This window comes from Nocardia sp. CA-290969, assembly GCF_050936135.1.
Lineage (GTDB): Bacteria > Actinomycetota > Actinomycetes > Mycobacteriales > Mycobacteriaceae > Nocardia.
The window spans coordinates 5568774-5590577 of sequence record NZ_JBNJNJ010000001.1 but is presented as its reverse complement, the minus strand read 5'-3'; the positions used below and the strand labels follow the sequence as shown (position 1 = coordinate 5590577).

Below are 21804 nucleotides of genomic sequence, written 5' to 3'. Positions count from 1 at the left end.
GTCTCCCCGAAGGAGGGGTGAGCCATGTCTGACTCTTGGCCGCGGCGGCGTCTTCTGGCGATCCTCCGCAGTGCGAGCGAACCCCTCGACGCCCAGCAACTGGCGCAGATCACCGGCCAGCATGTTACGACGGTGCGCTTCCACCTGGATATTCTGACCCGGGAATCGCTGGTCCGGCAGTTCCAGCAGCCGCCGCGGGGTCGCGGCCGGCCGCGGATCGGGTATCGCGCGGTACAGCGCAGCATCGGCTACCAGGACTTGGCCCAGGCATTGGCCGATCAGCTCGGCCCCGATCCCGACCGGCAGGCGGCGGCCGGAATGGCCGCAGGTCGAGTGTGGGGCGGCAAGCTCGACACCTCCGGCGATCCCGTCGAATCGGTGCGCGACGCCAAGGACCGGACCGTTTCGCTGATGTCGGAGCTGGGTTTCGCGCCCGAACGCGATACCACCGCCGGCCGCGATGCCGACGACGCCGCGGTGATCCGGTTGACGGCCTGCCCGCTACGCGATCTCGCGCGCACCCATACCGAGGTGGTGTGCGGCGTGCACCGCGGTCTGCTCGCGGAACTGCTGGAACGGTCGGGTGCCGAGGGGACGGTCGAGGCCGAACTCGTCCCGTTCGTCGCCGAAGAGGTCTGCGAGGTGCGTTTGCGGCGGGTGCCACCGGCGCCGGATGCCCCGCCGGGCGCCGAGCAGCATCAGGTCGCGCCGCGACCGGCGTCGGGGCCGATCGATCCGGCCGCCGGGCGAGCGGGCCGGATAACGCGGGCGTCGGGGCAGACCGTACCGGCGGCGAGCCAGCTGCCGCCGCCTTCGGCCGCCCGCGACACCGGTCCACTACCGGGTGCGGCCGGTCCGTTCACCTCCGCGGTGCGGCAGCAGGGTGGCCGGGTGCTGCGGCAGGCGCCGGTATCAGGGCCGGCCGGCGGCCCACAGTTCGGCGATACCCACGCCCACTTCCTGGAGCAGCCGGCGCAATAGCGGTAGTCCGATGCCGACAACGCTCGACGGGTCGCCGTCGATCCGGTCGACGAACCAGCCACCCAGGCCGTCCAGCGTGAACGCGCCCGCGACCTGCAAGGGTTCGCCGGTGGCGATATAGGCGTCCAGTTCGGCCGGGTCGGGTTTGCCGAAATGCACCGTGGTCGCGCTGCAGTCGACGGCCTCGGCGGTGACGGTTCCGGCCCGGAGCCGCAGCACACAATGGCCGGTCACGAGGTCGGCGTAATGCCCGGCCATGGCCTGCCAGCGGGCCTGGGCGACCTCGGGGGTATGCGGTTTGCCCTGCAGGGTGCCGTCGATCAACAGCATCGAATCGCAACCGACCACAACGAGATCGTCACCCGGCCCGGGCGTTTCCGCGGCGAGGGCGGTGGCCACCGCGCGCGCTTTGGCCCGCGCCAATTCCACGACCACCTGCCGTGGCCCGGTACCGGCGGGGAGCGCGGCCGCCACGGCGTCCTCGTCCACGTCGGATATCCGGACGATCGGTTCGATACCGGCGGCGCGCAGCACCGACCGGCGGGCCGGGGACGCGGAGGCGAGGACCAGCCGGGTCACGTGTGGGATCTCCTGGGCGTCAGAAACGCAGGTTCGACAGCTGCGGGTAGGAGTAGGGCGAGAACGGCGAGGTGCCGCGATGCAGCAAGGTCGGCCGGCCCCACATATCCAGCGGCCCGTTGTCGGCGGGCGTCGCGGACGCACTCGCGGCCGCCGCGGCGAATACGCAGACCAGCGCGGCGATCTCCGCGTCGCTGGGGGAACCCTTCTCGATGACGAGGAACGGCGTCCGGCCCTCGGCGGCGTCGGCGGCAGGGCTCACGTTTTCGCTCGCGGTATCGGCTGCCAGATCCCCGGTGGCGAGGTCCAGTTCGGCTGCGGCCAATACTTCTTCTTCTGCCACAATCGTCACAGTGCCAGATCCTCTCTCTTACCTCGATCGGGCTCGCGTAGTTCGGGCCGATCGCCTTACACCGATCACGTACCCGAAATCAGTGTGCGGCCTACAGAGCCTATCGCTGGATCACAGCGGGATGTTGCCGTGTTTCTTCGGCGGAAGGGTCACCATCTTGCGTTCGAGCAGCCGCAGGGCGGACACGATCTGGCCGCGCGTATGCGACGGCGGGATCACGGCATCCACGTAACCGCGCTCGGCGGCCACGTACGGATTCACCAACGTGTCCTCGTACTCGTTCTGCAGCTCCAGGCGCAGTTTGTCCACGTCAGCGCCCTCTTTGGCGGCTTCGGCGAGGCGTTTGCGGTACACGAATCCGACCGCGCCGGAGGCACCCATGACCGCGATCTGGGCGGTGGGCCAGGCCAGGTTCACATCGGCGCCCATATGCTTGGAGCCCATCACGTCGTAGGCGCCGCCGTAGGCCTTACGGGTGATGATCGTGATTTTGCCCACAGTGGCTTCGCCGTAGGCGTAGAGCAGTTTGGCGCCGCGCCGGATGATGCCGTTGTATTCCTGGTCGGTTCCGGGCAGGAAGCCGGGGACGTCGACCAGGGTGATGATCGGGACGTTGAAGGCGTCGCAGGTGCGTACGAAGCGCGCGGCCTTCTCCGAGGCATCGATATCGAGGCAGCCGGCGAACTGGGTGGGCTGGTTGGCCACGATGCCGACGCTGCGGCCGTCGACCCGGCCGAAGCCCACGATGATGTTGGCGGCCCGCTCGGCCTGGATCTCGAGGAATTCGTCGTCGTCGAGCAGCCGCCGGATGACCTCGTGCATGTCATAGGGCTGGTTCGGTGAATCCGGGATCAGGGTGTCGAGTTCGAGGTCTTCCTCGGTGAGCGAATCCTCGATCGCGCCGGTGATCGGATCCGACGCCGGGAAGCGCGGGGCTTCGGCGCGGTTGTTGCTGGGCAGGTAGGACAGCAGATCCTTGACGTAGTCGAGGGCGTCCTGTTCCCCGGAGGCCACATAGTGCGCGGTACCCGACTTCACCATATGGGTGTGGGCGCCGCCCAGCTCCTCCATGGTGACCTCTTCGCCGGTGACCGTCTTGATGACGTCCGGGCCGGTGATGAACATCTGGCTGGTCTCGTCGACCATCACCACGAAGTCGGTGAGCGCGGGGGAGTACACGTGCCCGCCCGCGGCCGCGCCCATGATCAGCGAGATCTGCGGGATCACACCCGAGGCCTGGATATTGCGGTGGAAGATCTCGCCGTAGAGGCCGAGTGAGACGACACCCTCCTGGATGCGGGCGCCGGCGCCGTCGTTGATGCCGATCAGCGGGCGGCCGGTCTTGAGCGCCAGGTCCATCACCTTGACGATCTTCTCGCCGTACACCTCGCCGAGGCTGCCGCCGAACACGGTGGAGTCCTGGCTGAAGATGCAGACCTCGCGGCCGTCGATGGTGCCGTAACCGGTCACCACGCCGTCGCCGAGGGGGCGCTGCTTGTCGAGACCGAAGTTGACGCTGCGGTGCCGGGCCAGGGCATCGAGTTCGACGAAGGAACCCTCGTCGAGCAGGGCGAGAATACGTTCCCGGGCGGTCATCTTGCCCTTGGCGTGCACCTTGTCGACCGCGGCCTCACCCATCGGATGCTGGGCCTCTTCCAGCCGATTCCGCAGGTCAGCCAGTTTGCCGGCGGTGGTGTGGATATCGGGCGCACCTGCCGAATCCGGCGTGGGCTGCTGCTGGACACTCGTCATGGCTCGGAGTGTAACCAGAGCCGTATCGCTCTGTTAACCCAGATCTCGCTACTCGTGAGTAGACCCTGGTGCTGAAAACCCCAGGTGGGTCGGTCGCCGCAGGTCGTTATGTGTACCGGAAATCGCGGCGCGGAAAGGTCACAACGACTGTGGGGCACCGCTGTGACCGGTGAGTGGCAATTAATTCGCTTTCCCGCTCGGTACCTTACGCAATACCCTTGCAACAGGCCAATTTTGGCGGCAGAGAGGGGAGGTGACCGGCAATGTGGCATTGGACGACTCGTACTGGTCAATACCCGGAAGCCGTGGCATTCACGCGGCGGGTGACCGAGCCGGAACCGACGGTCACCGACCAGGTTCCCGAAACGGAAACCGAAACCGGCGAGGCGGAAACCGAGGCCATGGACATCCAGCGCCCGGTTTCCGCCGACGTCTTCGACCTCGTGGGATAACCCCGGCATTTTCCAGCCGACCTCCGGCACCGGTGAGTGGTTGCGCCACCTCCGTTGGTTCGGTTCACCTCAGTGGTTCGGGGCCCGTCTCGTTCTGGAGCGACGGAGCGGGGGAGCGAAGCGGAGGAGCGGAGGAGTGAAGAACGAGACCAAGGGGGCCCCGAACCCCGCGCCGCCGGAGGCGGCGCCATGACACAGCGCCATGACGCAGTAACCTGCCCGGGGTGAACAGGCCACCGTTGGATATCGAACGTTTGCGGCGCGCGCTCACCGAAACTCCGGAACTGGCGTTCTTCACCGGGGTCGAGGTGGTCGAATCGACCGGCTCCACCAACGCGGATCTGCTCGCCAGAGCCGACGACCCGGAAGTCGATCGCCTCGTGCTTCTGGCCGAGGCCCAGGAGCAGGGCCGCGGCCGGCTCGCCCGGCAGTGGGCGAGCCCGCCCCGCGCGCAGATCTCGTTGTCGATGCTGGTGCGTACCGCCGGCCTCGACCCCGAACTGCTCGGCTGGCTACCGCTGCTCACCGGGACCGCGGTGGTCGATGCCCTGCGGTCGGCGACGGGTGTGCCGGCCGCCCTGAAATGGCCCAACGACGTGCTGATCGAAGGCCGCAAGGTCGCGGGCATCCTCGCCGAGGTCGCCGCCGGCCCGCGCCCGGCCGTGGTGATGGGGATCGGGGTGAATGTAAGCCTCGGCGCCGATGAACTGCCGGTTCCGCACGCGACTTCGCTCACCCTGTGCGATGTCCCCGACCCCGATCGCACCGAACTGGTCCTGGCCCTGCTCACCGAATTCGCCCGCCGCTACACCACCTGGCGCGATTCGGGCTGGGACACCGCCACCCTCGCCGACGCCTACCGCGAACGCTGCGCGACCCTCGGCACCCCGGTCCGTGCCGAACTCCCCGGCGGCGGACTGCTCACCGGCATCGCCCGCGATATCGACTCCGCGGGCCGCCTCCTGATCGGCGAGGAAGCCGTCGCCGCCGGAGACATCACCCACCTCCGCCCCAATGAGTGAAACCGCCTGGACCCACGCCCGCTCAAACCCGCGTCGCAGAAGGCGACGCCAAAAAACACAGATACAGTTTGTGCATGGGTTATCCGGAGGATGCGCTGGCGCCCGATGAGGAGCTGATCCTGCACACCCACCCGCATTGGAAGATGCTGTTGTGGCCCGTCATCATCTTGATCGCCGGGACCGCGCTGGCGGGGTTCCTGGGGGGCCTGGTGTGGCGCACCGTCGACCCGCCGATGCGCACGGTGGCGCTGCTGGCGATTCTGGCGATCTGGCTGGCGGTGCTGGCGTGGCGCAGTGTGGCGCCGATCCTGGACTGGAAGTCGACGCATTTCATCGTGACCGACCGTCGGGTGCTGGTCCGTGAAGGTGTGCTCACCCACAGCGGTCTCGATATCCCGATGAGCCGGATTTCCAGCGTGCAGTTCCGGCACGGCTTGGTGGACCGGATGTTCGGTACCGGCGAGCTGATCATCGGCTCCTCGTCCGAGGAACCGCTGGAATACGCCGACATTCCGAATGTGGAACAGGTGCATGCCCTGCTGTACCACCAGGTTTTCGAGGCGTCGCCGCGGCGCGGCGGTTACTGATCGGTCGCGGCGGCGCGCGGGTGCGGGGGTTCCGGACCGTAATCTGGTCGCATGACCGCCGTATTGCTGGGCGAAGACGACGAGGCCATCGCGGCGCCGCTGTCGCGGGCGCTGGGCCGCGAAGGCTATTCGGTGACCGTGGAGAGTTTCGGTCCCGCGGTGCTGGACCGGGCGCTGGAAGGACATCATGATCTGCTGATCCTCGACCTCGGATTGCCCGGAATGGACGGTTTGGAGGTCTGCCGGCAGGTCCGTGCCCGCGGCGCCGAGATGGCGGTGCTGATGCTGACTGCCCGCACCGACGAGGTGGATTTCGTGGTCGGTCTCGACGCCGGCGCCGACGACTATGTGGGCAAACCGTTCCGCCTGGCCGAACTACTGGCCCGGGTGCGGGCGCTGCTGCGGCGCAGCGGGATCGGCGACGACACCGTGGAGGTGGGCGGTATCCGGCTGGAACCGGCGGCGCGGCGGGTGCTGGTCAACGGGGTGGAAGTGGGGTTGGCGAACAAGGAGTACGAACTGCTCAAGGTACTGATCGACCGGGCGGGTCAGGTGGTGCCGCGGGAGACCATCCTGCGTGAGGTGTGGGGCGATGCGGAGCTCCGCGGTTCCAAGACCCTGGATATGCATATGTCCTGGTTGCGCCGCAAGATCGGGGACGAGGGCCCGATGGCGGAGCGGCGTATCGTCACCGTGCGCGGTGTCGGTTTCCGGTTGAACACCGACTGACGTGCGGCGCCGGATCCTGCGGTCGATGCTGACCGTGCTGATGCTGACCACGGTCGTACTCGGCGTACCGCTGACCTATACGGCGTGGCTGTGGGTCGAGGACATCACCCGCAACGATCTGCGTGGCCGGTTGGAGCAGATCTCCACCGATATCATCGGCCAGGAACGCGGTACCGGGGTGGTGCGGGGCGGGCTCGATCTGCGTACTGTCCAACCGCTCGTCCCGGAGGGGGGCCGGCTGACGATCGTGTACCCCGCGCCCGAGGACAACGCCGCGAAGGTGGAGATCGGCGCGGTCGGCGTGGACGATCCGCTCGTCGAATCCCTGTCGATGGGCACCGAGGGCTCCTTGCGGCTCGAGGTGCCCGCGACCCCGATGAAAGCCCGGCAACGGCAGGCGGTGGCGGGTGTGGGGCTGGCGGTGGCGGTATCGCTGGGGGCGGCGATCACCGTCGCCATCGTCACGGCGCGCCGCGTTGCCGACCCGATCCGCGATGTCGCGGCCCGCGCCGCACGGCTCACCATGGGGGACTTCCGCCCGGATCCGCGGCGGCACGGTATCGCCGAACTGGACCGGGTCTCCGATGTGCTCGATTCGGCGACCGTGGAGATCGCCGGGCGATTGCAGCGCGAACACGCGCTGGTGGCCGATGTCTCGCATCAGCTGCGCAGCCGGCTCACGGCGGTCCGGTTGCGGCTGGACGAACTGTCCGCGCATTCCGACCCGGCGGTGGTGCACGAGGCGGAGGAGGCCATGGCCCAGGTCGACCGGCTGACCGAGGCGATCGACGATCTGGTCCGGGCTTCCCGCGACGAGGACGCCACCGACCGCGATCCGGTGCCGGTGATGGACGAACTGCGCGGCATCGTCGCCGAATGGACGCATCCGTTCCGGGAAGCGGGCCGCACGCTGGCCTTGACCGGTGACGAATCGCTACGCGCCCCGATCACCGGTTCCCGGTTGCGGGAGGCGGTGACGGTGCTGGTGGACAACGCGCTGATGCACGGCGGCGGGACCTGTACGGTCTCGGTGCGCACGGTGCGGCCTGGTCAGGACCGCGAGCCGCTGGTGTGCGTGCAGGTGGCCGACGAAGGGGACGGGGTCAGCGACGAACTCGCGCCGCATATCTTCGACCGCGGGTTCTCCGGGGCGGGGTCGACCGGAGTGGGTCTGGCGCTGGCCCGCGCGTTGATCGAAGCCGACGGCGGCCGGCTGGAACTACAACGCCGCCGGCCGGCCTTGTTCGCGGTATTCCTCGGTAAACCGGTGGCGGCGCGGATGGAGAATCGGCGGGTCGGCGAACCGCGTTGAGGGCTCCGGCGACCCTGGGAAGTCAGCGGCCCAGCGGGCGGCGGTGGTGTTCCTCTTCCACGTAGTCCTCGAGCTGTTCCAGCATCTGGTCGACCTCGTCCGGGAAGACCCAGCGCCGCATGGCCCAGAACCGGAACGCCATCTGCAGCAGGTTGCCGATGATGTAGGCGCTGATGAAGTCGGCGATGTTCTCCACCATGAAGCTGACCGTGGGCTGGTGCAGCTGGAAGGCATAGCGGGAGATGTAGAGCGGGAGCATGCTGAGCACCACGCCCACCCCGCTGACGGCGAAGAACAGCAGCGCTTCGTGATGGCGTTCGCGCCCCCCGCGATTCTTGAACGACCATTCGCGGTTGAGGATGTAGGAGGCGATTACCGCGATGACACCGGCGATGATCTTGGCCGTTACCGGCTTCTCCTCCAGAACCGTCCACTTCAGGGCGTAGAAGATGCCGCTGTCGATCACGAACGTGGTCGCCCCGACAATGGCGAACTTGATCAGTTCGCGTTGCCGGAAGGCAATATCCTGCAGGGGCTGCGGTAGGACGCGCACCACGTCGTCGACGAATGACACAAGGCCAGAGCATACCGCTAGCAGTCGTTCGCGCAGGACGTGACAGTATTGACCGACGTGAACGCTCGTAGATTCGATCCCGCGGCGATGCCGACCGTCACCATGGTCGGCGGCGGCCAGTTGGCGCGGATGACGCATCAGGCGGCCATCGAACTGGGGCAGCGGCTCCGGGTACTCGCCGAACGACCCGGCGACCCGGCCGCCCAGGTGAGTCCCGATGTGGTACTGGGCAGCCATACCGACCTGGACGCGCTGCGCCGCGCCGCCACCGGATCGCATGCGCTGACCTTCGACCACGAACATGTGCCCACCGAACACCTGGAGACGCTGGTCGCCGAGGGCGTCAACGTGCTCCCGCCTCCGCAGGCACTGCGTTTCGCCCAGGACAAACTGGCCATGCGCACGGAGCTGTCGGCGCGCGGGCTGCCGGTACCGGCGTTCACCGTGGTCGAATCCGAGGCCGATGCGGTGCGTTTCGGTGACGAACACGGCTGGCCCATCGTGCTGAAGGCGATCCGCGGCGGGTACGACGGGCGCGGTGTGTGGATGCCTGCCGACGCCGAGGAGGCGGCGAAGATCGCCACCGAACAGCTCGGCGCCGGGGTGCAACTGCTGGCCGAGATCCGGGTCCCGCTGAAACGGGAACTGTCGGCTATGGTGGCCCGCTCGCCCTACGGGCAGGCGGCGACCTGGCCGGTGGTGGAAACCGTGCAGCGTCGCGGCCAGTGCGCCGTGGTGATCGCGCCGGCCCCGGACCTGCCCGAGGAGCTGGCGGCCGAGGCCGAGGAACTCGCGTTGCGGCTGGCCCGCGATCTCGGGGTGGTCGGGGCGATGGCGGTCGAACTGTTCGAAACCGAGGCCGGCGAAATCCTGATCAACGAGCTGGCCATGCGCCCGCACAACTCCGGTCACTGGGGGATGGACGGCGCGCGTACCGGTCAATTCGAACAGCATCTGCGCGCGGTGCTCGACTACCCGCTCGGCGATACCAGCCCGCTGGCTCCCGTCACTGTGATGGCGAATATCCTCGGTGCGCCCGAGGCGCCGGCGATGTCGATGGACGAGCGGCTGCATCATCTGTTCGCCCGCATGCCGGACGCCAAGGTGCACCTGTACGGCAAAGGTGAACGCCCGGACCGCAAGATCGGGCATGTGAACATACTGGGCGACGACGTGGCGGTGGTCCGCGAACGCGCCGAGCGTGCGGCGCACTGGATGTCGCACGCGATCTGGACCGACGGATGGGATCCGCATGAGTGACGTGGTGACGGGTGGTGCCGCGGGTGCGCCCGCGGTCGGGTTGATCATGGGCAGTGATTCCGACTGGCCCACCATGGAGGCCGCCGCCGAGGCGCTGGCGGAGTTCGGTATCCGGTTCGAGGTCGGCGTGGTGTCCGCGCACCGCACCCCGCAGCGGATGCTCGACTACGCCCGCGACGCCGCGGGCCGGGGCCTGAAGGTCCTCATCGCGGGCGCCGGTGGCGCCGCCCATCTGCCGGGCATGGTGGCGTCGGCGACGCCGCTGCCGGTGATCGGTGTCCCGGTACCGCTGAAATACCTCGACGGTATGGATTCCCTGCTGTCGATCGTCCAGATGCCCGCCGGGGTGCCGGTGGCCACGGTTTCCATCGGCGGCGCCCGCAATGCGGGCCTGCTCGCCGCCCGCATCCTCGGTGCGGCGGACCCGGCCCTGCGTGCGCGTATGGAACAGTTCCAGGCCGGCCTCGAGACGATGGTCCTGGAGAAGGACGAGGCGCTGCGCAAACGTCTGCTCGGCTGAGACGGCTCGGTGCCGGGGCCCGGCGATGGCCGGAGTGTAGGCACGCCGCCACGGGCGTGGGCGCGCGACAACACATTGCCCCGGCCCGCAGTGGCCGGCCCGGAGACCGCGGGTGACAGCCCACTGATCCGGCGCGCCGCGCACCAGCCTGCTGGGCCGAGACCTCCCGCCGCCGGGGAGCGCCGGCCGGTCCCGCGGCCTACGATCCGGCTGTTGTATCGGATGGTGTGTCAGGTGGTGTCGGTGGCGGAGTTCCCTTTCGCGACGGTGACCGCGAACGAATTGTCCTTCGCCGAGCGGGACGAGCGGTACCGGCGGTTGCACGACTGGCCGGGGCGGGCCTACCGGCACGCCTCCGGGTTGCGGATGATCTGGAAGTACGACGATGTCCGTGAGGTGCTGGACGCCGGATCACCGGCGATCACCCCAGCGAACGCACTGGAGCCGCTGGTCGGATACCCGCGGATCGCGGCCACCCCGGGGGCGATCCCGCATCTGGTGCGGCATCTGCTGCCGCTACCCGCGAAGGCGACCGCGGATCTGACCGATCGGCGGTTGCACAAACAGGTCTGGGACACCATGGCCGGACCGGCCGGTCATTTCCGGATCCCGGCCGCGGACCGGCCCCGGCAGGCGGCGGCCATGACGGCACACTTCCACGCCGCGCTCCGTGAACTCCCCGCTGGGACAACCGAGTTGGATGTGACAGCGCTGTCGATCGCCTATGCGACCCGGGTGACCGGATCCGCGGTCGGCCTACCCGAACGGGAATGGCAGCGGGTTGCGGTGTGGAGCGGCGCCCAGTCGGGGCTGCTCGGCCGGCGGATGCGCGGGCGCGAGCTGTCCGATGCGGTGGCGGCGCTGGGACAGTTGTTCACGGTGAGCGGCCGGGCCGTCGATCACAATCTGCGCAGTGGCACTGTCGGTTTCGCGACGCGGCTGCGGGACGCCGGTATCCCACGCCGGGTGGCGGTGTCCGCGGTGGCGAATTCGCTGGCGGCCGGAGTGCACACCGTCAGCGGCAGTATTCAGCAGGGTGTCCAGCGGCTGCTGAGCGATCCCGGCCGCGTCTGGTGGGAGTTGCTGACCGACCCGGCCACGGCCGGGCAAGTGGCCGCCAAGATCCTGCAGCTGGATCCGGGTCTGGTCGCCTGGAAGCGCCGGGTGCTGCGCCCGGTCACTCTCGCCGGCGGGACCGAGCTACCGGCCGGACCGGTTCTGGTGATGTTCGCCGCCGCGAACCGCGACCCCGCGGCGTTCCCGGACTGCCTGAGTCTGCGGCGTCCCGGGAAGATGCCGTTGACCTTCGGTTTCGGTGCGCATATCTGTCCCGGCAAACAGTCGGCGACCCTTGCCGTCGAGGTCTTCCTGCACCAGTTGCGCATGCTGCTCCCGCAGGCGCGCCTGGTGGCGGCCGCGCCGGGGTCGCGCCGTGACCCCGACCTGCTGTTCAGCGGCGCGGCGGTCCGCGTGACCGGAGACCGACGGCTCTGACGGACCGGGTCCGCCGCTCGATACGGTGGCGCTATGGAGAACGAGGAACCCGTGCGCCGGGCCGGTGGGGCCGAGCTCGTCCGATTCCGGCTGGGTGTGGTGGACGAGGCGCTGCGCTTGTTCGCCGAACAGGGCTATGAAGCGACCTCGGTCGATGAGATCGCCGAGGCAGCCGGTATCTCGCGGCGTACGTTCTTCCGGCAGTTCCGGTCCAAAGAGGATGTGATCTTCGCCGATCACGAGGCTCAGTTGCTCGCGGCGCAGGAGTTTTTGCGGCAGGCGCAGGGCGACCCGTGGGAGGCGGTCTGCGAGGCCGTGGTGCAGGTTTTCGAGCGGTTCACGCGCTGGCGCGATATCGCCGAGCGCCGTTACCACGTGGTGCGCCGGGTACCGGCGCTACGCGATCGCGAGATCGTGACGGTGTTCCGCTACGAGCGGTTGTTCACCGACTATCTCCGGGAGCGGCTGCCGGATTCCTCGGATCTGGCGCGGGTGCAGTTCACGGCCGCGGTGACCGCGACCCACAATTATCTGCTGCGCCGCATGGTGCGGGGGGAGTCGGCGGCCGGGCCCGCCGATCTGCGGGCCGAACTGAGCGCGATCCCGCGCGGCGATCGCCGGTCGGACAGCGGGGAGGAACTGGTGCTCGCGGTCTTCCGCCGCGACCTGCCCGCCCGGCATGTCGCCGAACTGCTGCACGAGCGGCTGGGTAGTTTGACGGAGACGGCCACCGAGTGACACTGAGTGCCATTATCCCCACCGTCCAGTTCGGCATGCAGGCGGTATAGTGGCAGAAGATCTGACACCGAGTGCCGACGAGTGGCACCGCACCGGCAACCAGGAGTGAACCCATGGCGGGAAACCCGGATTTCGATCTGTTCAAGCTCGAGGATTTCCACGACGAGCTGCGTGCGGCCATCCGCGCCCTGTGCGAGAAGGAAATCGCGCCGCACGCCAAGGACGTCGACGAGCACGCGCGCTTCCCCGAAGAGGCGCTGACGGCACTGAATGCCGCCGGCTTCAACGCCGTGCACGTTCCCGAGGCCTACGGCGGGCAGGGCGCCGATTCGGTGGCGACCTGCATCGTCATCGAGGAAGTCGCCCGGGTCTGCGGGTCGTCCTCGCTGATCCCCGCGGTGAACAAACTCGGCACCATGGGCATGATCCTCAACGGCTCCGAGGAGCTCAAGCAGAAGGTGCTGCCCGATATCGTCAACGGTGAGATGGCGTCGTACGCGCTGTCGGAGCGCGAAGCCGGGTCGGACGCGGCCGGTATGCGCACCCGGGCCCGACAGGAGGGCGACGACTGGATCCTCAACGGGTCCAAATGCTGGATCACCAACGGCGGCAAATCGTCCTGGTACACCGTGATGGCCGTGACCGACCCCGACAAGGGCGCCAACGGGATCTCCGCCTTCCTGGTGCACAAGGACGATGAAGGTTTCGTGGTCGGCCCGCTCGAGCACAAACTCGGCATCAAGGGTTCCCCGACCGCCGAACTGTACTTCGAGAACTGCCGGATCCCCGGCGACCGCATCATCGGCGAACCCGGCACCGGCTTCAAAACCGCCCTGCAGACCCTCGACCACACCCGTCCCACCATCGGCGCGCAGGCCGTCGGCCTGGCGCAGGGCGCCCTGGACGCGGCCCTGGCCTACACCAAGGACCGCAAACAGTTCGGCACGGCCATCGCCGATTTCCAGAATACGCAGTTCATGCTGGCCGATATGGCGATGAAGATCGAAGCCGCCCGGCTGATGGTCTACACCTCGGCCGCCCGCGCCGAACGTGGTGAGAAGAACCTGGGCTTCATCTCGGCCGCCGCCAAATGCTTCGCCTCCGATGTGGCGATGGAGGTCACCACGAACGCGGTTCAACTGTTCGGCGGCGCCGGCTACACCACCGATTTCCCGGTGGAACGGATGATGCGCGACGCCAAGATCACCCAGATCTATGAAGGCACCAACCAGATCCAGCGGGTCGTCATGTCCCGCGCCCTGCTCAAGGGATAGTTCTCCCGGATCACGGCGGCTGTCCGGCGGCCGGGGCCTCGACCCCGGTCGCCGGACGGCCGTGCTCGTTTGCGGGCGGCGCCGGCTTCCCCTGCCGGCGGAGCCCGTTGTGCCGTGAGGTGGCCGACGACATCGGCTCGTACGAAACCGGAGCGACGCGGCCGGCGTGCGGCCGAATGTGTCAGGCAGACACCGGGTTCACAACGAAAAGGGGTGGTGCCTGGCCGATCGGGGCGATTCTGGTGCCGGACCAGGGGCACGGGGTGCGGTGGTCGCGGGGGTGGTCGCAGATGTGGTGGTCGTGGACGGCGACGTGGGGGCGGGGGCACAGGCCCGGGCAAGAGATGGAAACCACTGGGCCGGTGAGATTTTTGCGAAGGAATATGCGGAGGTGGCGCAGTTTTATCCACGGGCCGCGGCCGCACGCGCAGCGCGGCTGCTCGGTGACTTTCGTTCCGACCCAGGGGCATTCGCCGGGGACGTTGCGCCAGTGGTCGGCGATCCGCCCGTTCTCCAGGGTTGTGCCGTGCAGGCAGTGCAGGGTTTCCGGGCAGCGGTAACGACCGGAAGCAGCTGTGGCCACGAGCATTCCGCGGTGGATCCAGGGTTCGTGCCCGCAGGGGCAGGCCGGTTCTTCCCGGTGTGGCATCGATTGTCCTCCGCGTTCAGTGGGTTCCGGGGCCGGTGTCGCGCGATGGTGCGGGTTGTTCTCGTAGCCCGGCGGCAACGCGCGCCAGGATTTCCGGGTCGGAGCATTCACCGAGGTGCCACAGGCGCAGCGTCGCGGCCATGGCACGGTTCGCGGGGGGTCGGGAGGGCAGGCGTGGACGATCATGGTTCATCGGATGACCTCGTATGTTCGTGGTTCGCCGGAGCCCGCGTACCGGGAATCGGTGTGCGGGCGTTCATGTGGTGGTTTATGCTTCCTAAACCTGTGGGCCAGGACGGTACCGCGGAACTTTTAGGGGGGATAAACACGGATATTACGTCTACCGGCTGATGTGGTCAAGCGGCGCTCTCTAGACTCAGGGCGTGGGTGGCACAGGCGAGTTCGAGCAGGTCCGTTCCGAGCCGGATCCCATCCGGCGTGGCCGGCGGGCGACCGAACTGATCACGCTGTACCAGCAGCGGGCCGCCGAACTGGCGCGGCTGCGTAAGGAAGCGATCGAAGAAGCGCACCGAAACGGCCTGAGCTACACCGAGATTGCGGAACGGCTCGGAATCACCAAGGGCCGGATCAGCCAGATCAAATCGGGTGCGCCGCCGGCCGAACGGGCCTTCTTCGGCGTCGGTCCGGTCGCCATCGGGGTGCCGCGGCGAGAGGCGGCCGGGGACGGGCGATACGGCCCGGCCGACGAAGCCAACGACCGGGCGGCCCAGAAGCTCGTCGAGCAGGTGCTGGCCCGGCTCTCGCTGGTGTCTTCACGATTCGAAATCGACCCCGATTCCGACGAGGTGCCGCCCGGGGACGCGGTGGTGATCGGCGAACCCGGCGTCGCTCCGGTGGCGCGTAATCTGCTGGCCGGCGACGAAGCGGTGAGCCTCGAAAAGGTCGACGGTGAATGGTGTCTCGTCGACAAGGCCACCGGCGAGCGGTACACCTCGCCCGGAGCCGGCGGGCCCACCACCGATATCGGCTTCCTCGGCCGCCGCGAGGAAGCCGGCCGGGTGATCGTCCAGATCGCGGGCGTGACGAGCGCCGGATCGCACGGTGTCGCGCATTGGCTGGACGGCAACGTTTCCGAACTCTACGAACCGTCCGCTCGGTCGACCAGCGCGATCATCGAATGCGAACTCGATGCCGAGGGCGCGGTGACCGGGAGCCGTCCCGTCGCCGGGCCGTTCACTACACGGGACTGAACCCGCCCGCCCGGGATGCTATCCGGGGTGGCAATACCGCATCGGTCCGTGCAGCGCCGGAATGCGGCTCGCGGAATCCGTACGACGCACCCTCGGCAGGTGTCGACCGGGCAGTCGCGCTTGTCCCCACCGGCCCGGCGGCGAGGCGTTGGGGACACCGCCGCCGGTCACCGGGACGACCGGCGATCCCGGGCCGGCCACGAGGACCCCGGCCATCGCGAACTGGCTGGTCGCGTATCCGGCGTCGAACTCCGGATCGCCGAACGCGTCGGCGATCAGTGGGTGTGTCACGGTGCCGGTCTCCGCGGCGCGCAGCAGCGCCAGCACCGCTGCGCGCCGTGGTTCCTCGTGCCCACCCAGAACGGCCGTAACACGATCGAGGGTTTCGTTTGTGCTCCAGATATCCGGCAGTGCCGCCGAGTGATGGTCGCAGACAATGGGTTCGACCTGGTGCCAGCGGTCGTCTTCCCATCGGCAGCCGAACGGGAAGACCACCGCACCCCGCTCGCCGGCGGTCGTGATCTCACCCCAGAGCGCCGCCCGGCCGTCGGGAAGAACATGCAGCACGGCCCCACCGTCGCGGCCGTTGTCGAACCATCCCAGCAACGGCAGTACCCGCGGTCCGCACGGGCGGCGCGCCGCGGCGAACGCTGCCGCGGTGACCGTCCAGCGGGCCCACAGACGCGGAAACGGCGGTAGGTCGCTGAGATCGGGACAGGTATGACCGTTCATCGGGTGAGTCCTTCGCGTCGGTGTCGGTATCGGTCCTGTTACCGCGTCGGTGTTCTCGGCGCCGCGAGGGATCAGATCGGTGCGGTGAGTTCGAGTTGGATGCCATCCGGGTCGTCGAAGGCGAGGATCGCTATGCCGAGATCGGTCATGTCGATGATCTGTCCGTGCGGAATCCCGGCCTCGTCGAGGCGCGCTGCCGCGTCGATGAGGTCATCGCGCGCGGCGACAGTGAAACTGAGGTGGTCGAGGCCCACCCGGTCGGGGTCGAAGCGGTCGGACTTCGCGGCCACCGGGCGAAGGCCGAGCAGCATGCCGTTGGCCTCGAACACGACTCCGCCGTAGAGGCGGAACGGGTCGGTGCGCACTTCCGGATCGTCCGGATCGCCCGGGGATTCGGCGGCCACCGCGAAACCGAGTACGTCCTGGTAGAAGCTGCGCGAACGCTGAATATCTGTGACGGTCAACCGCAGGTGATGAGTTCCGGCGGTCGGGACGAGAGGCATCGGGGGCTCCGGGATCTGAGATCGTGGTGCGGACCGGAGTGCTCCGGTGGGCTGACCGGATCGACAGTAGGCCGGATTCGCAGCGTAATGAAGTGTCGGATACGACATCTTAGGTACCGTTTCCGACATGGACGTCAGTGTGTTGGTGATGGACGATGTCGCCGATCTGGGACTCGCCGCGGTCCTGGAGACCTTCGCCGTCGCCAACTCGCTCCGCGGAACGCTCGCCGCGCCACCACCGCCGTGGCGGGTCCGGACGGTGTCGATCGCCGGCAGTGTGCGGTCGGGGAACGGCTACACGATTCCCACGGTGCCGGTGGCCGATCCGGGCGCGCCGTGCGATGAAACGCAAGGTCCCGCAGTGCTGATCGTGCCGGCGATCAACGTGCTCGACGCGCCGTCCCTGACCACCCGGATATCGCTGGCCGAGAATTCGCCCGTGCTGGAGCTGATCCGCGGCGCCCACTCCCGCGGAGTGCACATCGCGGGCGCGTGTACCGGAACGTTCTTCCTCGCCGAAGCCGGCGTGCTCGACGGGCGTGCGGCGACCACCAGTTGGTGGCTGGGCCCGGCCTTCCGGCGGCGCTACCCGGCGGTCGCCCTGAACGAAGCGCTCACCCTGTGCCGTACGCCGGCAGTGACCACGGCCGGTGCCTCGCTCTCGCATGTGGATCTGGCGTTGTCCCTGATCCAGTTGGTGAGCCCGGCACTGGCCGAGAAGGCCGCCCGGTATCTGGTGGTCGGTAGTGGACGCGCGCAGGCCGGGCATATCGTGCCGGAGGTCATGGCCCACGGCAATTCACTCGTCGCCGCTTTCGAACGCTGGGTCCGGCATCGTCTCGGCGAGCAGTTCCGGATCGCCGCCGCCGCCCGGGAACTCGGTGTGACCGAACGGAGCCTGCAACGCGCTACACAGTCGGAACTGGGGATGTCGCCGCGCGATTTCGTCCACGATATCCGCCTCGAACACGCCGCGTACCTGCTGCGCACCACCTCCCTCTCGCTGGAGGCGATCGCCGCCCGGGTGGGCTACCTCAATGCCGGCACGCTGCGTAATCTGGTGCGCCGCCGCCGTGAAATGTCCATCGCGCAGCTGCGCGCCACGCCCGGTCTCCGGTGAGCCGGGTCCACCCGGCGATATCGGCCGGCCTCGTGGATCATGTACCGGTGAGCGATAGCGATCTTGTGGACGTGACCATCAGCGGGCCCGACGAAGAATGGCTGGTGGAGTTCACCCGCCGGCTGGTGGACGACCGGCTGGCGGCCTGCGGGAACATCCACCCGGAAGTCCGGTCCATCTACCGGTGGGAGGGGGAGGTGGAGGATGCCTCCGAAGCCGTGGTGGTGCTGCACACCCGGGCAGCGCATATCGCCGCGATCATCGAACGCGCCAATACCGAACACCCCGACGAGGTGCCGCAGGTCGTCGCGGTGCCGGTGGTCGGGGTGAACCCCGCGTACGGGGAGTGGATCCTGACCGAGACGACGAACTGATCGGGTAACCGGCGGCCGGCCCGGGAATATGCCTACCGGCCGTTGCCGCTCAGCGGTGGACCAGGTCGGCGTATTCCGGGTGCTTGCCGATGTACTCGTCCACGTACCAGCAGGTGGCGAGGACCGAGTAACCCGCCGCCCGGCTTTCGTCGAGCGCGTACTTCACCACCTGCCCCGCGACCCCGCGTCCCCGGAATTCCGGGAAGGTGATCGTGTGGTGGAAGTTGCGGACCTTCGGACTCTCGGTTTCCGCGTAGTCGGCATAGCCGGCCAGTGCGCCGTCGAGATAGATCTCGAAGCGGGTGTCGCCGGCATTGTGTCGGAGTTCGGTGCTCACCTCTGGTGGAACGGCCGCCCGCACGGAGTTGTTCCGGAGGCCGGGCGCCGGCTCGCGGAGCAGGTCAGAGCACGGCGCCCGGGTTGAGGATGCCGTGTGGATCGAGAGCGTCCTTGATCCGGCGGGTCAAGGCCATGACATCCGGGCCGAGCTGATCGGGTAACCAGGCCTTTTTCAGCCGGCCGACCCCGTGTTCCCCGGTGATGGTGCCGTCGAGCGCGATGGCCAGATCCATGATCTCGCCGAACGCGCGGTGGGCGCGTTCGGTCTCCGCGGGATCCTCCGGATCGTGGACGATCAGCGGGTGGGTGTTGCCGTCGCCGGCGTGGGCGATCACCGACACCGTGACCTCGTTGCGTTCGGCGATCTCCGCGACCCCGGTGACGAGATCGCCGAGCCGGGGCAGCGGCACCCCGACATCCTCGAGCAGCAGCCGCCCGAGCCGCTCGACCGCCGGGATCGCGAAGCGGCGGGCCGCGGTGAACGCTTCGCCTTCCTCGGCGTCGGCGGTTTCGAAAACCTCGGTGGCGCCCGCGGCCCGGCAGGCCTCCAGCATCACCCGGGCCTCCTGGGCGGCGTGTTCCCCGGGGGCGTCGGACCGGGCCACCAGCAGCGCCGCGGCACCGCGGTCCAGTCCCATTCGCATCTCGTCCTCCACCGCGTTGATCGCGACGGAATCCATGAACTCCAGCATGGCCGGCCGCAGCGTTCCGGTGATGGCGAGAATGGCCTCCACCGCGGCAGCGAGTGTGCCGAACGAGGCGACCACCGTGCACTGCGCGGGCTGTGCGGGCAGCAGCCGCAGGGTGAGTTCGGTGATCACACCGAGTGTGCCCTCGCTGCCGACGAACATCTTGGTCAGCGACAACCCCGCCGAATCCTTCAACCGCGGACCGCCCAGCCGCACGACGCTGCCGTCGGCCAGCACGACCTCCATACCGAGGATGTAATCGGTGGTCACCCCATACTTCACACAGCACAGCCCGCCCGCGTTGGTGGCGGCGTTACCGCCGATGGAGCAGATCTCGAACGAGGACGGGTCGGGCGGGTACCACAGCCCGTGCTCCGCGGCGGCCCGCTTCACCTCCGCATTGAGCAGCCCCGGCTGGACCACGGCGGTCCGGGTCACCGGGTCGATCCGGATCTCGCGCATCCGTTCGGTGCTCAGCACGATGCCGCCGTCCAGCGCGGTGGCGCCACCGGACAGGCCCGACCCGGCGCCCCGCGGCACCACCGCAACCCGGTGCTCATCGGCCCAGCGCAGGGTTTCGCGCACATCCGCGGTCCCGGTGGCCCGGACCACGGCGGCCGGGGTCCCGGCGCCGGGGTCCAGGGCCCGGTCCTGCCGGTAGCCGGCGACGATATCGGGGTCGGTGATCACGGCGCCGGCGGGGAGCCGGTCGGTCAATGCGCGCAGGTCCACGCTGCCCACGGTAACCCCGCGGTCAGCGCGGCTACCGCCGCCCCGTCGCCACCGAGTCTCACCCCGGCAGCGTCACCTGTTCGACGTTCGCGGAACGGGAAGCGCGGTCGGCCACTGCCTTCTGGACCTCCTCGTCGACGAGGTCCGCGTTGATCTGCGCGCCGGCCATCGCACCCGCTGCCGCCGAAGCGCCCACCTGTGCGGTGAGCTCGGTGACATTGCCCGCTGCCCACACTCCGGGCACCTCGGTGCGGCCGGTGGCGTCGGCCGGGATGTAGCGGCCGACACCGGCGGGGTGGTCGACGGCGGGCAGGCCGAGGTCGTCCAGGAAACCGGCCCGGGCGACCATCCGCGTGCCGGTGGCGACGATTTCCCGGGGTACGACTGTTCCGTCGGCCAACCGGAGCCCGGTGATCCCCGCGCCGCCGGCCTCGACCGTGGTGACCTTCCCGGTCACCACCCGGATACCGCGCGCCGCGAGCCGCTCGAGTTCGTCGGGACCGAGCTCGGGCCCGGTGTGCGTGAAGAACACGACATCGTCGCTGAGCTGGCGGAACAACTGGACCTGGTGCATCGACATCGGGCCGGTGTTCAGCACGCCGATTGCCCGATCCCGGACCTCCCAGCCGTGGCAGTACGGGCAGTGCACCACATCGCGACCCCACCTCTCGCGCAACCCGGCGATATCCGGGAGCTCATCGGTCAGTCCGGTGGTCACGAGCAGTCGCCGGGCCCGGACGGTGCGGCCGTCGGCGAGGCCGATCGTGAACCCGTCCTCCGTTCGGGTGGCAGTGGTGATCTCGCCGGACACCACCTGCCCGCCGTAGCGCCGCACTTCCTCCCGGCCCAGTGCCAGCAATTCCGCCGGCGGCCTCCCGTCGTGACCCAGCAGTCCGTGCACCCCGTCGGCGGGGGCGTTGCGGGGCGCGCCCGCGTCGATCACCACCACCGTCCGCCGGGACCGGGCCAGCATGAGGGCCCCGTTCAGTCCGGCCGCGCCGCCGCCGGCCACCACCACGTCGTAGTCGTTCTCCAGTTGCTCGGTCACTGTGACCACCTCCTCGGCACCGACTATCCAGAGCTGTACCGATTACGGCAACTAAATTTGCCAAAACAACAAGGGATTGCGTTCCGGCGGCGCCCGTCAGGGACTCGAACCCCGAACCCGCTGATCGAGAGTCGGCCGTTCCCGCCGGTGAGCGGCGTTCTCGCGCAAAGTTTGCCGATGACCCCGTGATCTCACGGTTTGCCGCGTGCTCACCTGCCCGTCACCTGTCCCTGACACCCTGGCCGCGTGCAGGAACTGGCGACGAACCCGGAGACGTGGGCGAGCCGGTTCGCCCGATGGTGCGAGGCGGTGGTCGCGCGACTGCCCTGGGGGCTGGACCGCAACGTCGCGCCGACCTTCCTCGGCTTCGCGCTGATCAACAGTTTCACCTTCGGCGTCGACCTGCTGATCCTGACCGGTATGCGCAGCGGCCTCGGCCTGCCCGGCTGGTTGTCGGTGACGGTCGGCTACATATGCGCGTTCGCGCTGGCGTTCTACCTCAACCGCACGTTGAATTTCCGCTCGCACGCCCCGGCCGGGCGGCAGGCGGTGATCTACACCGTTGTGGTGGTGATCAACTATCTGGCGTTCATCCTCGGTGTCGGAGCGGGGCTCGCGGCGCTCGGGGTCCAGTACCACGTCTCGCGGCTGCTGGCCGGCGCGTGCGAGGCGGTGTACATGTACTCGGCCATGCGCTGGATCGTCTTCCGGCGCCGCTGATCCCGGCCCTGTGCCGGGGGGTAGGCCCGGACTGCTCGACAGGGCCGGGACGGTGCGGAGC

Annotated in this window: 24 protein-coding genes; 15 read left to right on the top strand and 9 right to left on the bottom strand. The window is 68.7% G+C overall.

What is annotated here, in order from left to right:
* The first annotated feature begins 24 nt into the window (after positions 1-24).
* The gene (locus ACQEVO_RS25590) at positions 25-981 is read left to right on the top strand and encodes a helix-turn-helix transcriptional regulator (protein WP_432918014.1); all 957 of its coding nucleotides are present in this window, start codon (positions 25-27) and stop codon (positions 979-981) included.
* Here ACQEVO_RS25590 and ACQEVO_RS25585 read toward each other — a convergent pair.
* The 3 genes from ACQEVO_RS25585 to ACQEVO_RS25575 all read right to left on the bottom strand — a co-directional run bounded on the left by ACQEVO_RS25585 (position 913) and on the right by ACQEVO_RS25575 (position 3664).
* Positions 913-1560: a Maf family protein gene (locus tag ACQEVO_RS25585; protein ID WP_432918011.1), complete on the bottom strand. Its 648-nt coding sequence runs from the start codon at positions 1558-1560 to the stop codon at positions 913-915. The genes ACQEVO_RS25590 and ACQEVO_RS25585 overlap by 69 nt on opposite strands.
* A gap of 19 nt (positions 1561-1579) precedes the next feature.
* Positions 1580-1912, bottom strand: a complete 333-nt coding sequence (locus ACQEVO_RS25580) for an acyl-CoA carboxylase subunit epsilon (RefSeq protein WP_432918009.1) — start codon at positions 1910-1912, stop codon at positions 1580-1582.
* 111 nt (positions 1913-2023) lie between these two features.
* Complete coding sequence (locus tag ACQEVO_RS25575) at positions 2024-3664, bottom strand: acyl-CoA carboxylase subunit beta (protein ID WP_432918006.1); 1641 nt, start codon at positions 3662-3664, stop codon at positions 2024-2026.
* 305 nt (positions 3665-3969) lie between these two features.
* Between ACQEVO_RS25575 and ACQEVO_RS25570 the strand changes: the two genes are divergently transcribed.
* The 5 genes from ACQEVO_RS25570 to ACQEVO_RS25550 all read left to right on the top strand — a co-directional run bounded on the left by ACQEVO_RS25570 (position 3970) and on the right by ACQEVO_RS25550 (position 7766).
* A complete protein-coding gene (locus tag ACQEVO_RS25570; protein ID WP_432918003.1) occupies positions 3970-4116 on the top strand; it encodes a hypothetical protein in 147 nt (48 codons plus the stop codon).
* 224 nt (positions 4117-4340) lie between these two features.
* Complete coding sequence (locus ACQEVO_RS25565) at positions 4341-5138, top strand: biotin--[acetyl-CoA-carboxylase] ligase (protein ID WP_432918000.1); 798 nt, start codon at positions 4341-4343, stop codon at positions 5136-5138.
* Positions 5139-5212: 74 nt separating this feature from the next.
* Entirely contained in the window at positions 5213-5725 is a 513-nt protein-coding gene (locus ACQEVO_RS25560) for a PH domain-containing protein (protein WP_432917997.1), read from the top strand.
* A 51-nt stretch (positions 5726-5776) separates the two neighbouring features.
* Positions 5777-6454 carry a response regulator transcription factor gene (locus ACQEVO_RS25555; protein ID WP_030522487.1) on the top strand — a complete coding sequence of 226 codons (678 nt, stop codon included), beginning with the start codon at positions 5777-5779 and terminating at the stop codon, positions 6452-6454.
* A 1-nt stretch (position 6455) separates the two neighbouring features.
* On the top strand, positions 6456-7766 hold the full coding sequence (locus ACQEVO_RS25550; RefSeq protein ID WP_432917993.1) for a sensor histidine kinase: 1311 nt from the start codon (positions 6456-6458) through the stop codon (positions 7764-7766).
* 22 nt (positions 7767-7788) lie between these two features.
* Here ACQEVO_RS25550 and ACQEVO_RS25545 read toward each other — a convergent pair whose 3' ends face one another.
* Positions 7789-8340 carry a GtrA family protein gene (locus ACQEVO_RS25545; protein ID WP_432917990.1) on the bottom strand — a complete coding sequence of 184 codons (552 nt, stop codon included), beginning with the start codon at positions 8338-8340 and terminating at the stop codon, positions 7789-7791.
* A gap of 57 nt (positions 8341-8397) precedes the next feature.
* On the opposite strand from ACQEVO_RS25545, the gene ACQEVO_RS25540 reads away from it, so the two are divergent.
* The 6 genes from ACQEVO_RS25540 to ACQEVO_RS25515 all read left to right on the top strand — a co-directional run bounded on the left by ACQEVO_RS25540 (position 8398) and on the right by ACQEVO_RS25515 (position 15486).
* Complete coding sequence (locus ACQEVO_RS25540) at positions 8398-9600, top strand: 5-(carboxyamino)imidazole ribonucleotide synthase (RefSeq protein ID WP_432917987.1); 1203 nt, start codon at positions 8398-8400, stop codon at positions 9598-9600.
* The gene (gene purE / locus ACQEVO_RS25535; RefSeq protein ID WP_432917984.1) at positions 9593-10120 is read left to right on the top strand and encodes a 5-(carboxyamino)imidazole ribonucleotide mutase; all 528 of its coding nucleotides are present in this window, start codon (positions 9593-9595) and stop codon (positions 10118-10120) included. Before ACQEVO_RS25540 ends, purE begins: the two co-directional genes overlap by 8 nt.
* A gap of 243 nt (positions 10121-10363) precedes the next feature.
* On the top strand, positions 10364-11614 hold the full coding sequence (locus ACQEVO_RS25530) for a hypothetical protein (RefSeq protein WP_432917981.1): 1251 nt from the start codon (positions 10364-10366) through the stop codon (positions 11612-11614).
* A gap of 33 nt (positions 11615-11647) precedes the next feature.
* On the top strand, positions 11648-12352 hold the full coding sequence (locus ACQEVO_RS25525) for a TetR family transcriptional regulator (protein WP_432917978.1): 705 nt from the start codon (positions 11648-11650) through the stop codon (positions 12350-12352).
* Positions 12353-12465: 113 nt separating this feature from the next.
* Positions 12466-13626, top strand: coding sequence for an acyl-CoA dehydrogenase (locus ACQEVO_RS25520; RefSeq protein ID WP_432917975.1), 1161 nt, complete (start codon positions 12466-12468; stop codon positions 13624-13626).
* 1032 nt (positions 13627-14658) lie between these two features.
* A complete protein-coding gene (locus ACQEVO_RS25515) occupies positions 14659-15486 on the top strand; it encodes a sigma factor-like helix-turn-helix DNA-binding protein (protein WP_432917972.1) in 828 nt (275 codons plus the stop codon).
* 18 nt (positions 15487-15504) lie between these two features.
* Here ACQEVO_RS25515 and ACQEVO_RS25510 read toward each other — a convergent pair whose 3' ends face one another.
* A complete protein-coding gene (locus ACQEVO_RS25510) occupies positions 15505-16218 on the bottom strand; it encodes a hypothetical protein (protein ID WP_432917969.1) in 714 nt (237 codons plus the stop codon).
* A gap of 71 nt (positions 16219-16289) precedes the next feature.
* Complete coding sequence (locus ACQEVO_RS25505; RefSeq protein WP_432917967.1) at positions 16290-16721, bottom strand: VOC family protein; 432 nt, start codon at positions 16719-16721, stop codon at positions 16290-16292.
* Positions 16722-16848: 127 nt separating this feature from the next.
* Here ACQEVO_RS25505 and ACQEVO_RS25500 point away from each other — a divergent pair, with 127 nt between their 5' ends.
* Positions 16849-17841 (top strand): GlxA family transcriptional regulator, encoded by a 993-nt coding sequence (locus ACQEVO_RS25500; protein ID WP_432917964.1) that lies wholly within the window; start codon positions 16849-16851, stop codon positions 17839-17841.
* Between the two features lie 47 nt (positions 17842-17888).
* Positions 17889-18215 carry a divalent-cation tolerance protein CutA gene (gene cutA / locus ACQEVO_RS25495; protein WP_432917962.1) on the top strand — a complete coding sequence of 109 codons (327 nt, stop codon included), beginning with the start codon at positions 17889-17891 and terminating at the stop codon, positions 18213-18215.
* Positions 18216-18264: 49 nt separating this feature from the next.
* Here the strand turns inward: cutA and ACQEVO_RS25490 are convergent, their stop codons facing one another.
* From ACQEVO_RS25490 to ACQEVO_RS25480, 3 genes are all read right to left on the bottom strand, one after another.
* The gene (locus ACQEVO_RS25490; protein WP_432917959.1) at positions 18265-18552 is read right to left on the bottom strand and encodes a GNAT family N-acetyltransferase; all 288 of its coding nucleotides are present in this window, start codon (positions 18550-18552) and stop codon (positions 18265-18267) included.
* Between the two features lie 64 nt (positions 18553-18616).
* Positions 18617-19975, bottom strand: a complete 1359-nt coding sequence (locus ACQEVO_RS25485) for an FAD-binding oxidoreductase (protein ID WP_432917956.1) — start codon at positions 19973-19975, stop codon at positions 18617-18619.
* 58 nt (positions 19976-20033) lie between these two features.
* The gene (locus tag ACQEVO_RS25480) at positions 20034-21023 is read right to left on the bottom strand and encodes an NAD(P)/FAD-dependent oxidoreductase (protein ID WP_432917953.1); all 990 of its coding nucleotides are present in this window, start codon (positions 21021-21023) and stop codon (positions 20034-20036) included.
* A gap of 246 nt (positions 21024-21269) precedes the next feature.
* Here ACQEVO_RS25480 and ACQEVO_RS25475 point away from each other — a divergent pair, with 246 nt between their 5' ends.
* A complete protein-coding gene (locus ACQEVO_RS25475; RefSeq protein WP_432917950.1) occupies positions 21270-21743 on the top strand; it encodes a GtrA family protein in 474 nt (157 codons plus the stop codon).
* Positions 21744-21804 lie beyond the last annotated feature (61 nt).